Source organism: Streptomyces sp. NPDC000983 (assembly GCF_040299205.1).
GTDB lineage: Bacteria > Actinomycetota > Actinomycetes > Streptomycetales > Streptomycetaceae > Streptomyces.
In genome coordinates this window covers 1-12,264 of sequence record NZ_JBEPBM010000085.1, presented here as the reverse complement: position 1 = coordinate 12,264, position 12,264 = coordinate 1, and the positions used below count along the sequence as shown (strand labels likewise).

General features: G+C 69.5%; 16 protein-coding genes and 1 tRNA gene. 9 read left to right on the top strand and 8 right to left on the bottom strand.

Annotated features, from left to right (window positions below; all coding sequences use genetic code 11):
• Window positions 1–40: 40 nt before the first annotated feature.
• From ABT296_RS37840 to ABT296_RS37825, 4 genes are all read right to left on the bottom strand, one after another.
• Window positions 41–544 (bottom strand): hypothetical protein, encoded by a 504-nt coding sequence (locus tag ABT296_RS37840; protein WP_351934578.1) that lies wholly within the window; start codon window positions 542–544, stop codon window positions 41–43.
• Window positions 545–660: 116 nt separating this feature from the next.
• A complete protein-coding gene (locus tag ABT296_RS37835; RefSeq protein ID WP_351934576.1) occupies window positions 661–1,563 on the bottom strand; it encodes a hypothetical protein in 903 nt (300 codons plus the stop codon).
• 221 nt (window positions 1,564–1,784) lie between these two features.
• Window positions 1,785–2,537 (bottom strand): hypothetical protein, encoded by a 753-nt coding sequence (locus tag ABT296_RS37830; RefSeq protein WP_351934574.1) that lies wholly within the window; start codon window positions 2,535–2,537, stop codon window positions 1,785–1,787.
• Window positions 2,538–2,673: 136 nt separating this feature from the next.
• Entirely contained in the window at window positions 2,674–2,883 is a 210-nt protein-coding gene (locus ABT296_RS37825; protein WP_351934572.1) for a DUF6243 family protein, read from the bottom strand.
• A 289-nt stretch (window positions 2,884–3,172) separates the two neighbouring features.
• Between ABT296_RS37825 and ABT296_RS37820 the strand changes: the two genes are divergently transcribed.
• Window positions 3,173–4,264 (top strand): polyprenyl synthetase family protein, encoded by a 1,092-nt coding sequence (locus ABT296_RS37820; protein ID WP_351934570.1) that lies wholly within the window; start codon window positions 3,173–3,175, stop codon window positions 4,262–4,264.
• Window positions 4,265–4,342: 78 nt separating this feature from the next.
• Here the strand turns inward: ABT296_RS37820 and ABT296_RS37815 are convergent, their stop codons facing one another.
• Window positions 4,343–4,831 (bottom strand): GNAT family N-acetyltransferase, encoded by a 489-nt coding sequence (locus tag ABT296_RS37815; protein ID WP_351934568.1) that lies wholly within the window; start codon window positions 4,829–4,831, stop codon window positions 4,343–4,345.
• Window positions 4,832–5,056: 225 nt separating this feature from the next.
• On the opposite strand from ABT296_RS37815, the gene ABT296_RS37810 reads away from it, so the two are divergent.
• The gene (locus ABT296_RS37810; protein ID WP_351934566.1) at window positions 5,057–6,022 is read left to right on the top strand and encodes a YihY/virulence factor BrkB family protein; all 966 of its coding nucleotides are present in this window, start codon (window positions 5,057–5,059) and stop codon (window positions 6,020–6,022) included.
• Between the two features lie 129 nt (window positions 6,023–6,151).
• Here ABT296_RS37810 and ABT296_RS37805 read toward each other — a convergent pair whose 3' ends face one another.
• Window positions 6,152–6,496 carry a helix-turn-helix transcriptional regulator gene (locus tag ABT296_RS37805; protein ID WP_351934564.1) on the bottom strand — a complete coding sequence of 115 codons (345 nt, stop codon included), beginning with the start codon at window positions 6,494–6,496 and terminating at the stop codon, window positions 6,152–6,154.
• A gap of 131 nt (window positions 6,497–6,627) precedes the next feature.
• Between ABT296_RS37805 and ABT296_RS37800 the strand changes: the two genes are divergently transcribed.
• Window positions 6,628–7,371 carry an anti-sigma factor antagonist gene (locus ABT296_RS37800; protein WP_351934562.1) on the top strand — a complete coding sequence of 248 codons (744 nt, stop codon included), beginning with the start codon at window positions 6,628–6,630 and terminating at the stop codon, window positions 7,369–7,371.
• A gap of 60 nt (window positions 7,372–7,431) precedes the next feature.
• A complete protein-coding gene (locus tag ABT296_RS37795) occupies window positions 7,432–8,106 on the top strand; it encodes a hypothetical protein (protein ID WP_351934560.1) in 675 nt (224 codons plus the stop codon).
• A 197-nt stretch (window positions 8,107–8,303) separates the two neighbouring features.
• On the opposite strand, the gene ABT296_RS37790 is transcribed toward ABT296_RS37795, so the two are convergent.
• Complete coding sequence (locus ABT296_RS37790) at window positions 8,304–8,900, bottom strand: TetR/AcrR family transcriptional regulator (protein WP_351934558.1); 597 nt, start codon at window positions 8,898–8,900, stop codon at window positions 8,304–8,306.
• Between the two features lie 62 nt (window positions 8,901–8,962).
• On the opposite strand from ABT296_RS37790, the gene ABT296_RS37785 reads away from it, so the two are divergent.
• From ABT296_RS37785 to ABT296_RS37765, 5 genes are all read left to right on the top strand, one after another.
• Entirely contained in the window at window positions 8,963–9,841 is an 879-nt protein-coding gene (locus ABT296_RS37785; RefSeq protein ID WP_351934556.1) for an NAD(P)H-binding protein, read from the top strand.
• Window positions 9,842–10,220: 379 nt separating this feature from the next.
• On the top strand, window positions 10,221–10,628 hold the full coding sequence (locus ABT296_RS37780; RefSeq protein WP_351934554.1) for a YunG family protein: 408 nt from the start codon (window positions 10,221–10,223) through the stop codon (window positions 10,626–10,628).
• Window positions 10,629–10,701: 73 nt separating this feature from the next.
• The gene (locus ABT296_RS37775; protein WP_351934552.1) at window positions 10,702–11,043 is read left to right on the top strand and encodes a hypothetical protein; all 342 of its coding nucleotides are present in this window, start codon (window positions 10,702–10,704) and stop codon (window positions 11,041–11,043) included.
• A 46-nt stretch (window positions 11,044–11,089) separates the two neighbouring features.
• Window positions 11,090–11,566: a hypothetical protein gene (locus ABT296_RS37770; protein ID WP_351934550.1), complete on the top strand. Its 477-nt coding sequence runs from the start codon at window positions 11,090–11,092 to the stop codon at window positions 11,564–11,566.
• Window positions 11,567–11,706: 140 nt separating this feature from the next.
• Window positions 11,707–11,779: transfer RNA gene (locus ABT296_RS37765), tRNA-Pro, on the top strand.
• Window positions 11,780–11,799: 20 nt separating this feature from the next.
• Here the strand turns inward: ABT296_RS37765 and ABT296_RS37760 are convergent.
• A partial coding sequence (locus ABT296_RS37760) for an RNA-guided endonuclease InsQ/TnpB family protein (RefSeq protein ID WP_351934548.1) occupies window positions 11,800–12,264 on the bottom strand: 465 nt, incomplete at its 5' end.

Here is a 12,264-nt window from a genome sequence, read left to right as displayed (position 1 = left end):
CGCTTGAACTCGGCCGTGTACCGCTTACTCATGTTGCTCACTACCTGTGACTGCTTCCTCCGGGACCAACCGTCCCAGTATCAAGCTGTCCGGCTAGCAGGGGGAACCTCAGTCGGACCGGCGCAATGACCTGCGACCAGCCGGCGTCCCTTGCGGTCTGACGTAGGGCCTCAAGAATTTCGCCCGCAAGCCCGTGTCCCTTGAGCGCAGGGGTGACAATTGCTCCGCAGATCACCAAGGTGTCGGGCTTCACGTCCTGTTCGCGGCCCTCGACGGCGCGAACAAGGGCCTGCGAGTACCCGGTGGGGAGTGTCTCGGGCAGACCATCCCAGTGGATCGGCACACCCCAACCTGATGCGACCGGCACATCGTGCTCATTGATCAGCATGAGGTTCAGGTCGGCGAACCACTCGCCGACCCTGCCTATGTAGTCCTTCACCAGTCGGTCAGCCGTGATGAACTCCGGAAAGCCCTCGCTGAAGAGTTCCTTGAGGTGTTCATCCGGCCACGTCCGTGCGTCGGTTCGCTCGATCTTCAGTGCCATGCCTGTTGATAGCACACAGGCCAAGCGTGGCCGGCATGGCCCGAACTGCTCGCCGCCCGCCCGTTCCAACCGACTTCGGGCTTCAGAAGCGCCCACTCAGGGGCGGGCACCTGGCTTCACTCGCCCCCACCGAAGTCGCCGCTGTCGGAGCCGCCGTCATAGGTGTCCGAGGCCGCCGCGTCGTCGAGGTCGTACCGAGGCGCCGAACGGCCGCTGCGGCCGGGGCCGGCCGCTGGCTGTGAGTATGTCGTCCTGGGGGGTGTGCGCCGGTCGGGCGGGGTGGACGAGCTGACGACGGACACCCGGTAGAGAGTGTGGTTGTCCTCGTCGGCCAGGGCCCGGGTGACGACGGCGCGGCAGTGACGGGTGAAGCGGGGCCAGGGGCGGGACGTCCTGACGGGCCAGATCGCCGCGAGGGCGGCCAGTACGGCCCACAGCGGTATCCAGGCGGTCATCCACATCCCCGGGCCCAATGAGGGCAGTCCGGGCACCGGATGTCGCGTGATCATCGCGTGGAGGGAGAGGCCGTACGCCGTGACGAGGGCGGCCGTCAGCGACGGCGTGCGATACGTACCGAACTCGCTGCGCAGCGGCGGACGGCGTGAGTGGAGGACCTTGCGGAACCGTGTGAAGCGGGAGTCATTCAGCAATTCGTACAGCGTGGCGCCCTTGTGCCGGCGCAGGGTCGTCACGAGCGCTGCCCGTACCGGGTCCTTCTGCGTGCCGAGGCGCCCTCGCGGCACGGTGATCCGGCCCGCCTCGTCGACCGCGGCGTCACCGGCCAGGATCAGCAGGCGTACGGCCACCTCCGCGGCGTAGCGCTGTTGTTGGGGCGATGCGTCCCACGAGGCGCCGAGCCACCAGGCCGCCCGGATCGGATCCAGGCCTGCCGTGAGAACGTCCCTCAGGAACGCGCGCTCGTCCCGTGTGCGCCGCCACCAGGTCACGTACAGTGCCGCGTTGACTCCTGCGAAGGCGAGCAGCCAGCTGGTGGCGATCCATGCCACGCCGCTGCTCATGACGGGCAACCCGTCGCCCTGCCGAGTGGGTGTGGCACCGGACACCCCCCGTTGGTCGCCCTCTGTCCCCGGACCTTCTTCAACAGCCTCCCGCAGGAGCCTACTTGGCGATGCCTGCCAAGGTGTCAGGCATCGCCAAGCAGGCTCCCGCATCCTTCCGGCCACGAAGGCGAACGCCGGGATCGGCTTCACGTCCTCCTTCGGCCCGCCAGGAACACGGCTCAGGAGCAGGAGCGAACCGCATCCTCCCAGGCGCCGGGGCTGCGGTGGTGGTTCTTGTGTCCCGCTGCGAGTACGTGACGCAGTTCTGCGACGTGCTCGATGTCTGCGGGGAGATCCAACCGGTCGAGGAGGGCCAGCGCGGCAGCCGGTTCCAGATCGCCGTAGATGTCGTGGAAACTCGCCCGAAGACCTCTCAGGACGGCTGGGTGAAGGGCGGGAAGCCGTGCGGCGGCGCGGTACGTCGGCTCCTTCACCGGCCAGCGGACCGGGCCCGAACACTCCAGAACCCGACGGGCCCGGCGGAGCAGGCCTTCCGACGGCCCGGCCGTCAAGCGGTCGGTGTCGTTACCCAGAACCTCGGCGAAGGCCATCGCGGAAGTGGTCGCGTCCTCGAACCAGTCCACCCAGAGCGAATAGGTGACGGCCTCGGCTCCCCTGTCCGCCTCCAGTCGCCGGCGGTAGCCGTCCCACAGCACGTCGCCCGGCAGCGGGCCGTCCGCGCCCTCGTTCGCGAACCGCACCTCACAGGTGACCCAGTACTCGTCGAGGAGGTCCAGCAGGCCGAAGGCCAACCGGACCTGGTCGGCCGCATCCAGATCCTCGGCGAACACATCGCCGGCCCAGGAGTGCGCCACCTGGCTGGTGGTGAGCAACACCTGCGGTTCGTCGTCGCTCGCCCACCCGCCGTGCACCTGGCGAACGCCTTGTTCAGCCAGCCAACGCCGCGCCGCCTCTGCGGCCTGCATCTCCATCCGGACAGTATGGCGAGCCTCGCAAGAGGTCTGCGGCTGAGCGGGGCAGGCCGTGCCTCGTACGGCAGCAGGGCCCGGACCACATGTCGCGGTCCGGGCCCTGCACCGTACGGCGCCGCCTTGCGGTGGCGGTGTGTCAGCTCTGTGCGGTGTCGTCGTCCGTCTTTCCGGCGCCCTCGGCCGTGCCCGTCTTCTCGCGCATCTTGCGCACCAGCTCGGCCTTGCGGTCGGCGGCACTCTGGCGGTCGAGGTTGCGGTGCGGGCCGTTGTTCTGCCGTTCGGCGCGGGACAGCTTCTTGCGCTGGCCGCCGCCCATGCCCACGGGGTTGTTGATGTTCTTGCTCACGGGTTCTCCCGGATGGTGTGAAGTGATCTACGGATTCGTCGGCAGGGGACGGGCACCGCGACGTCGCAGAACGTCGGCACGGGCGCCCGTCACGCTCTCACTCGTGAATCGTCGTCTGGAAGAACATGACCAAGACGTTACCTGGTCCCGTCGGCTCCGCATACCGGGATTGTCGCCCTCCCGGCGTCGGCCGGGCCTCCGCCGGGTCACAGAGGCCGAGCGTGCCGAGGATCGGCCGGGTCACTCGGGATCGGCGCACGAACCGCCCGGTCGGTGAAAGTCTGGAGCCGTGAACGACGCCATCACCGCTGCCCTGCGGCGTGCGGCCGGCCATCAGCGCCGGTTCGACGCCCGCTTCGCGGCGTACTTCGACTCCCTGACCGACCCCGAGAGCGGCACCCTGGAGATCCCGCCGCACGGGGCCTTTCCCGCCCGTGCGCTGGAACTGGTGCGCGAGTTGTCGCTGCGCGGCGGCAAACGCCTGCGGGTGGCCCTGATCCACGAGGCCGCCGGTCTGGTCACCGGCGAGTTCGTGCCCGGGCTCGACGAGGCCGCCATCAGCATCGAACTGCTGCAGACCCACGGCCTGATCCACGACGACATCATCGACGACTCCCCCGTACGCCGTGGCGGCCCCTCCACCTACTACGCCTACCGCCGGGAGTTCCCCGACCGGCCCGACACGGCCCTCGCCCTCGCCGTCCTCGCCGGCGACCTGGCGGCGTTCCTGTCCGTCCGCGTCCTGCTCACCAGCGACCTGCCGCCCGCCCGCGCCCTGGCCATGGCCGCGGTCCACGCCGAGGCCGGAGCCGTCACGACGGCCGGGCAACTCCTCGATCTGGAGCGCGACTTCCACCCCGCACCCGGCACCGAACTCCTGCACACGGTCACCGAGTACAAGTCCACGCGCTACTCGGTGCTCGCCCCGCTGCGACTGGGTCTGCTCGCCGCCGGTACCGACCCCGCCCCGTACACGGACGAACTGCGCGGCTACGCCACCGCGCTGGGCATCGCCAACCAGATCCACGACGACTGGCTCGACCTGTTCGGCTCCCCCGAGCGGCTGGGCAAGTCCCCCGGCTCCGACATCCGTTCCGGACGCCGCAGTTACGTCGTACGGGCCCTGTCGGCCGCCGCCGACGAGAGTGAACTCAATTTGCTGGAGGACGCCTTGGGCGATCCCGGCTGCGACGACGACACCCTCGACCGTATCCGCCGCATCGCACGCTCCCACGGCATCGACCGGACACTGCGGGCCGACGCCGACCGGTTCGCCCGCCGAGCCGCGGGCCATGCCGCCGCCTGGCGGGAACGCTGGCGGCCCGAGGCCGTCGCGTTCCTGGAACACCTCCCGGCCTGGACCGTGTCACGCGACCACTGACAGCAGCCCTCACCGCAGTGCGGCGCCGCGAACACGGGACCGCCCCGGTGACAGGGCCGGCGCTGCTCCGGCGCCTCGTCATCCCGGCGAGATGCGGAACTCGAATTCGGGACGGTCCCACGGCACGGCGGGCGGGTTCGCGGGCACGGTACCGGTCCGTACTGCGGCCACGCGGTGGTAGAAGTCCTCGGCGGGAGGATGCGACACCACCTTGACGCGGGCGAGCCCGGCGGCGCGGGCCTCGGACTCCATGTGTGCGACGAGCAGTCGTCCGATGCCTCGTCCTTGCGCCGCGTCGGCGACGAACATCAGGTCGAGCTCGGGTGGAGTGAGGACGAGCGAGTAGAAGCCGAGGATGCGGCCTTCTTCCTCGTCAGTACCGACGACCACGAAGACGCGGTTGGCCTCGATGTAATCAGGCCCGACCCGGTAGCCCGCGACCGCGGCCTCGTACTTGCCCGCATACGCGCCGGAACCACGCACGATCCGCGTGAGCCGTTTGGCGTCCCGCGCAACAGCCCTGCGTATCGTGACCGGCTGCCTGGTCGGGGACGTACGTGGACTCATCGGCCGAGTATTTCTCATCCGGGCGTGCCGTCGCGAGGCGGGTCGGCTGCTCGGGCGGAGTTCCGGGCCCGGTCCCGGGAACCGTCGGCCCGGGACCGGGCCGGTCGGCCGCGTCATCGCCGTCGCGTCGGCCGCCCGTCGCTCGCCGCCGGCGACGTCCACGCGTGGGCGGACCCGGCGTGGGCAGTCGGACGTCAGAGGACGACCAGGAAGAGGGCCGGCATCGTGGGTACCGCCGTACACGTTCCGCAGACCAGGGACATGCTGGGCGAGGAGCTGTCCGGGGACGAGGCGTTCACCGCGTTGCGGCACTACGGAGGGCTGCGGTTGCTGGCGGACTCCTTCACCCGGTTCCGCTACGCCGACGGTTTCACCAACGCGCGGGCGCTCGCCTTCCAGGTGGTGCTCGGTCTGGTGCCGTTCACCGTGGCGCTGGTGGGGCTGGCCACCTCGGTGCACACAGAGTCCGTGGGCCGGACCGTGGAACTGACCCTGGCCCGGATCGTGCCCGGAGCCAGCGGCGAGGTGGTCGCCGACGCCTTCGACGCGACCCGCACCACCGCCGACGGCGATGTGTGGAGCACCCTGGCGCTCTGGCTCGGCCTGGGTTTCGCGCTGCTGAACCTGACCTCGGCGATGGGGCAGATCGAACGGGGCGCCAACCGCATCTACGGCATCGAGCGCGACCGCCCGCCGTCCCGCAAGTACGCCCGCTCCTTCGCCCTGGCGCTCGCCGCGGGCCTGCCCATGATCGTGGGATTCGTCGTCCTGGTGGCCGGTGAGGCGGTGGGTGACGCGGTGGAGGCGTCCTCGGGATGGTCGCTCGGCGCGCCCGGCCTGCGAAGCGCCCTGCAGGTGCCGGTGGGGCTGGCACTGGCATGGGTCGCCTCGGCTGTGATCTTCCGATGGGCGCCGCGCCGGGTCCAGCCCGGTTACACCTGGCTGGCCTTCGGCTCCGCGCTGCACCTGATCCTGTGGGTGGCGGCGACCTGGCTGCTGGCCCTGTACGTGGAAGGCAGCGGTGCCTTCGGCGCGCTGTACGGGCCGCTCACGGCGTTCGTCGCCCTGCTGCTGTGGGCCAATCTCACCGCCGTGGCTCTCTTCTACGGCATCGCGTTCGCCGCCCAACTGGAGGCGGCCCGAGCCGGTATCAAGGCACCGGTCCACGCCGATCCGGGCCCCGGCGACTGACAACTGTCCGGGTTTCGCCCATGTCAGCACGCCGGCGCCGATGGCATCAGCGCGGGTACGCGGCGTACGGGCCACGCAGGTGCAGGACGTGTCGTCCGGGTACTGCCGCGCGCGGGGCGGAACTGGTGCCTACCGTTGCCCGTCCGCCTCCGCGGCGGCGCCGGTCGTGGTGCCGCGGTCATGACGGACGAGGAGAGTCAGCAGGCTGGCAACGGTCGCCTCGCCGTCGGCGGGATGGCGCAGCACGGTGTCGGGCGAGACCCGGTAGAGGTTAGAACGGCCCTGGCGGATGTGGGTCAGGTAGCCGCCCTCCTCCAGGTCGGCGATGATCCGCTGGACCGCCCGCTCGGTGAGCCGGCAGCGCGCGGCGATGTCCCGGATGCGGGTGGTGTCGTCCTCCGCGACGGCGGCCAGCACCCGAGCGTGATTGGTCAAAAACGTCCAGCCCACATACGGCTCCGCGACTCCGCCCATGACTACAGAGTAGGGCAGATGTTTCACGCTTTCAAAAACACGACTTCAATTTCATGTATTGGTTGACGTGCGAAGTGCGGGCGGGGGATGCTGGGAGCAGGCACGGAAGGACGGATGCTCGGGAGCCACATATGTCCGGTCATGTAGCCGCCCTGCCAGGCGATCAGAAGCAGTGCGCCGAATGCGGGGCCGAACGCCGCCCGGCCTCCTACCTCCCGCCGCTGTCGCTGACCGTCCACACGGGCGCGCACGGCACACACACCCTGGTCACGGCGGCCGGTGACATCGACTGCAACAGCAGTCCCGCACTGGGACAGATCCTTCAGGACGCGTTGGAGCGGTCAGCCAACGGCGTGGAGGTCGACCTCGCCCAGATCACGTTCTGCGACTGCTCCGGGCTCCACGTCCTCCTACGGGTACACCGGCAAGCCCGCGAGACCGCCAAGACCCTCTGCGTCCGTGTCTCCAGCCCCGCCGTGCAACGCCTGCTCGAACTCACCGGCACCCTCGACGCACTCACGTCCGGCCCAACACCGTTCCTCAGCGCGGAAGAGGACAGCTCACGGCAGCCGCAGGACACGGAACTCGGCGCGGCTCAGGCCGACGACGCGGTCAGAACGGAGAACGACCAGCTCCGACGCGCCATGCAGACCCGCCCCGCCATCGACCTCGCCCGCGGCATCCTCATGGCCTCCTACACCATCAGCGCCGAACAGGCATGGGACGTCCTGGTGACGACCTCGCAGAACAGCAACACCAAACTCCACCTGCTCGCCGACACACTCCTGAACACCGTGCACGGCGAGAGCCTGCCCGAGCCGCTCGCCGGCCACCTGGCGAAGGCCCTGCACGAACACGTCGACCGCCCCCTCTGACCTGCCTCGTCCCCGAACGGCACGAACATGGGGCCCGATGCGCCACCACGACCGATGGGGGTGTCGGTCGTACGGCCGGTAATGCCGGTCCTGGCAGATCACGGTCCGGCCCTCCGGATCATCACCTCGGCAACGCGGGAGTCCCTGAAGCCGCTCGGTCTGAGCCAGCGCGGGCGGTCGCGGCTGTGGGTCGATGATCATGAGTGGTGGCTCGGGGTCGTGGGATTCACTCCACCACGAACCACAGGCAGCGGTCTGTACGTCGGTGCGATGTGGCTGTGGCACGACGTGAACCACTTGGCCTTCCACATGGACGCGGTCCGGACCGGACCCGAGTCGTTCCGCACCGAGGACCAGTTCACGCCGCCGGCACTCGAGCTCGGCCGACAGGCGGCCGCGCAGGTGACCGCGCCGAGGAAGACGTTCCCGGATCTGCGGAGCGTGGCCCGGCACCTGACGTCCAGGCCGGTACGACAGGGATTCCTCTGGGACAGCTTCGACACCGGGATCGCAGCCGCTCTGGTCGGAGACCCGGTCACGGCCCGCGATCACTTCGAGCGCGTCCCTCGAGAGGACCCGCTGGCCCCGTGGATGGTCCAAGCCCACGAGAAGGCGCGCGAGCTTCACGCCGTCGCACCGGATCGCGATGCCGTGACCGCCTGGGTCGTTCGGGCCGTCGACTCATGCCGGAGCAAGCTGGGTCTGGATCCTGTGCCGCCGCTCGCGATCAGCTGAGCGGGCACGCTCGTCGGACAACAAAGCTGTGGTCAGGACGAGGGACCCGCCCCGCAACAGGCCCAAGTCGGCCCAGCCGCAAGGACCCCTGTGTCCGACGAGACGGCGGCTGCCCGCATGCGCGGAAGCAGCCCGGCCCGCCCCGGGCAATGCGCGCCGCGGACCTCGGCGCCTTCACCGACCGGCGGCTGCGCCTGTCAGCGCAGTTGGTCGAACGCGTGATCGGCGTCGGTCACGGCCTCGGGGTGGACGTCTTGGGCGGCCCGGCCGTCGGCGATCTTCTGCCAGTTGGCCCGGGCGAGCACCCGTTGGACCGCGAGCACCTGGGCGGCCAGCAGGCGTGCCCGGATGCCTTCGCCGAGGGCGTCCGCCAGTGCTTCCTCGTCCTCGAGCTGGTACTGCGTGAGCCGTCCCGCCAGGCTCGGCGTGGTGAACACCAGCCGGTGGAACGCCACCACCTCGGGGTGATCGTTGAGGCCGGTGACGGGGTCGTACCGATCGAGGCCGGCCCGGAAGTGCCCGTGCAGCGCCGTCACCGGCTCGATGCCGGACGTGCGGCCGCGTACGACGCGTGCCGCTTCGCCCTGATGGTCCGCGAACCGGTGCAGCACCAGGTCTTCCTTGGTGGGGAAGTAGCGGAAGAGGGTCGGCTTGGAGATCTCGGCCGCCGCGGCGATGTCGTTGACCGAGACGCGGTCGAAGCCGTGCTCCAGGAACAGCGAGACGGCCGCGTCGCCGATGGCGTCACGCGTCCGCTCCTTCTTGCGGGCCCGCAGTCCCGTCGGCTCGCTCATCGGACCAGAGTAACATTCATTACCAGATTGCTTTTTTAACCCAGTAACGTTTTCATGGCGTCGTGCATCAGACAGACACTCCTCCCGTACTCGTGACCGGGGCGACAGGCCGTATCGGCCGCATCGTCATCGACCAGCTCATCGACGCGGGCGTACCGGTCCGCGCCCTCACCCACCGCACCGAGACGGCGGCGACACTGCCGTCGGAAGCCGAGGTCTTCACAGGCGACCTCACCGTGCCCCAGTCCCTCGAACCGGCATTGCGCGGCGTCGGTGCGGTCTTCCTCGTCTGGACCGTCCCGCCCCAGACCGCCGCAGCGGTCGTCGAACGACTGGCCGCACACGCGCGGCGGGTCGTCTTCCTCTCCTCCCCGCACCAGACACCGCACCCCTTCTTCCAGCAGCCCAATCCCATGGCCGCGCTGCACGCCGACATCGAGCGGCTCATCGCAGCCACCGCACTCGAGTCGACCGTCATCCGGCCCGGCATGCTCGCGTCGAACTCGCTGCCCTGGTGGGCAGCCACGATCAGGGCCGGCGAGACCGTCCGGTGGCCGTACGCCGCCGCCGAGACGGCACCGGTCGACGATCGCGACGTCGCAGCCGTAGCGGCACGGACGCTCCGCCAGGACGGACACGCCGGAGCCGACTACGTCCTCACCGGCCCCGAGTCACTCACCCAGGCGGCACAGGTGGAAGCCATCGGCGACGCCCTGGGACACCGGATTCCGTTCGAGGAGATGACACCGGACGAGTTCCGACGCCTGTCGAAGGGCTCGGCACCGGCCTCGGTCGTCGACATGCTGCTCGCCGCGTGGAACGCGGCGGTAGGACAGCCCGCGCACATCACCACAGCGGTCGCCGACACCCTCGGAAGGCCGCCACGGACGTACCGCCAGTGGGCCGCGGACCACGCCACCGCGTTCACAGAGTCCTCGTAACCTCATCGACCGCGGTCACCCGGGCCGTCCAGGACCCGGGTTCCCGCGGCGGATCCCAGATCACATCGACGCGAGCTCCATGGAAGTCGAGCGCGAGTCCCACCACCATCTCCGCCACGGCAGCACGCGCCTTGGCCGGGTCGGCATCGACCGGCACGTCGGCGAGGCTCCCGCACAACATCCCGCCCTCCGCGGTACGGACACTGTGGCGCCATCCCTCCGGCCTCGCGAGCAGGACGACACCCTCCGGCATTCCGAACCCAGACCGCGCCTTGCCCCGCCTTCGTTTCGCCATGGAGCCATCCAACCCTCGTCGGCCTCCTGCTTCCTACGGCGTTCGCCGGATCACGTTGTCAGTGGCCGCTGCGATGCTGCCGCCATGACCCCCTGGAACCTGCTCGTCATCGACAAGGCCCTCCGCGCCAGCTGGGCCGCTGACACCTGCTCCCCGGACGACCTCGACCGCGCCGGCTGGCAGCCCGACAACCCTGCCTGGGGTCACTGCGACATCACAGCCTTGGTCGTCAACGACATCTTCGGCGGCGACCTCATGCTCGGCGAGGTCCACCTCCGCGGAGAACAACACGGCTTCCACTGGTGGAACCTGCTGCCCAGCGGTGTCGAACTCGATCTGACACACGAGCAGTTCCAGCGCGGCCAGACAGTCACCGCGGCCCGCCCTGTCACACGTCCACCGGGGCCCCTGCCCCGCCGCTGGGAGGAATACCTCCGGCTGCGTGAGCGCGTCGTCAAGCATCTCGGGCACCTCCCGGAGCCTGCTCTCTGAGGTCTTCAGGGATGTCCCGCGACGCCGGGCGGACGCCGGAAATCGGCTCTCGCACCTGTGGCACCCTGCCTTCATGCCAGCCGAGCTGCGAGAACATGCGGGACGCCACTACGCCGTCCGGTTCCACTACGCCTTGCCCGACGATGCCTGGGCCGTGGAACTGAGCGAGGCCGTCCCTGTGCCAGCCACGTCGGCCGAGAGCCCCGGCGTCGGGAGTCATGTGCCCGGAGCCGCCTTCTTGGTGGCGTTCGTCCCCGACGAGGATCCGGGACTGGAACCGACCGTCCACATTCACGGCCATCACGAGCACGACATCCCCTACGAGATCATGCGCTGGTTCATGGAGCAGGTCGGCGACCAGGTCGAACGCTGCCACATCGCGTTCGAGCAGGACGGGCGGGAGGCCGTGGAGTGACCACGCTGCGGCCGGTGCCCGTCCCCGGGTCCGGCCGCGTGGCACGATGACCACCATGGCGGGTCAGGTCTGGGTGTCACTCATATCACTGGGCGGCGTTGCCCTCGGCGGCATGTTGTCCTACCTCGTGCAGCACAGGACTCAACTGTCGGCGGAACGTGCCGAACAGCAACGGCAGCAGAACGCCCTGTCGGAGGCCCGGCGCGCGGAACGGCTGACCCTGTTGGAGCGGTTCATCGAGGTGGCGGCCGAGGCCGAACGCTCCGCGTTCAGCCGGCCTTCCGACTTCGACGACACCCACCCCTGGCACATCGAGACCCAGGACGTCATGAACAGGCTGTGGGTCGCCGAACGGCTCATCCGTATCCAGTTCCCGCTGCCGGTGCACGACGCGGCGCGTGCGTACTTCCTCGACCTCAACCGGACGGTCTGGGAGGGCCTGCCCGACGGCGAGAGCGTACGGGACTACCTGGAGGACAACCGACTGGCGTTCCTCGACACCGCCCGAGCGGTCATGGGATAGCCCACACGGACCCCCAACGATCCCCACGCAGCGATCCATGCACGGGCAATAGAGAGCCACACTCTCACCGATGAGCAATGTGCCGCCCTGGGCAATCCGGTTGTCCGGTGATCGTCGTGCTGTCTATCGTCGGTCCTCATCGACATGTAGCTCAGTCAGGAGAGCACCGGCCTCGGGACCCGGAGGGCGCAGGGGCGGAACCTGCCACGTCGGCGTTTGACATCCTCCCCGTCCTAAAGGATGGGGATTCCCGCCTGGCTGCCGGTGGTATCCGGCGGGGCCTTCGGGTGGGTTCCCCGTTCAACGGGCCGTGCCCGGTGTGGGGTTTCCACTCCGGGACTGACCGGCCCTCCAGGGGCGTTTAGCCTCTCCGCCTGCCCGGCGGCGAGGATCACACGCGACGCATTGAGGTCACGATCATGCTCAGCACCGCAGCCCCCGCACCGCCAGACACGTACGTGCAGCGGCTTCCTCCCATCCACCACCCAGCACACCGAGCACGTCTGCGAGGACGGCAGCCAGCGGGAGACAATACCGAGGTGCCGGCCGTAGCGGGCCGCCTTCTCCTCAAGCACGCGGCGGAACATGCCCCACGCGGCGTCATGCACGGACTTGGCCAGGCGGGTGCGGGCCAGGCCGGAGACCGACAGGTCCTCGAGGTAGACCGCTTGGTTGTCGCGGATCAGCCTCCAAGCCTG

Bases quoted from the DNA above. Each gene is read 5' to 3' on its own strand.
- ABT296_RS37805 (WP_351934564.1), bottom strand. From the start codon at position 6,496: ATGGGCGGAGTCGCGGAGCCGTATGTGGGCTGGACGTTTTTGACCAAT.
- ABT296_RS37840 (WP_351934578.1), bottom strand. From the start codon at position 544: ATGGCACTGAAGATCGAGCGAACCGACGCACGGACGTGGCCGGATGAA.
- ABT296_RS37800 (WP_351934562.1), top strand. From the start codon at position 6,628: ATGTCCGGTCATGTAGCCGCCCTGCCAGGCGATCAGAAGCAGTGCGCC.
- ABT296_RS37770 (WP_351934550.1), top strand. From the start codon at position 11,090: ATGACCACCATGGCGGGTCAGGTCTGGGTGTCACTCATATCACTGGGC.
- ABT296_RS37775 (WP_351934552.1), top strand. From the start codon at position 10,702: ATGCCAGCCGAGCTGCGAGAACATGCGGGACGCCACTACGCCGTCCGG.
- ABT296_RS37780 (WP_351934554.1), top strand. From the start codon at position 10,221: ATGACCCCCTGGAACCTGCTCGTCATCGACAAGGCCCTCCGCGCCAGC.
- ABT296_RS37830 (WP_351934574.1), bottom strand. From the start codon at position 2,537: ATGGAGATGCAGGCCGCAGAGGCGGCGCGGCGTTGGCTGGCTGAACAA.
- ABT296_RS37815 (WP_351934568.1), bottom strand. From the start codon at position 4,831: ATGAGTCCACGTACGTCCCCGACCAGGCAGCCGGTCACGATACGCAGG.
- ABT296_RS37790 (WP_351934558.1), bottom strand. From the start codon at position 8,900: ATGAGCGAGCCGACGGGACTGCGGGCCCGCAAGAAGGAGCGGACGCGT.
- ABT296_RS37835 (WP_351934576.1), bottom strand. From the start codon at position 1,563: ATGAGCAGCGGCGTGGCATGGATCGCCACCAGCTGGCTGCTCGCCTTC.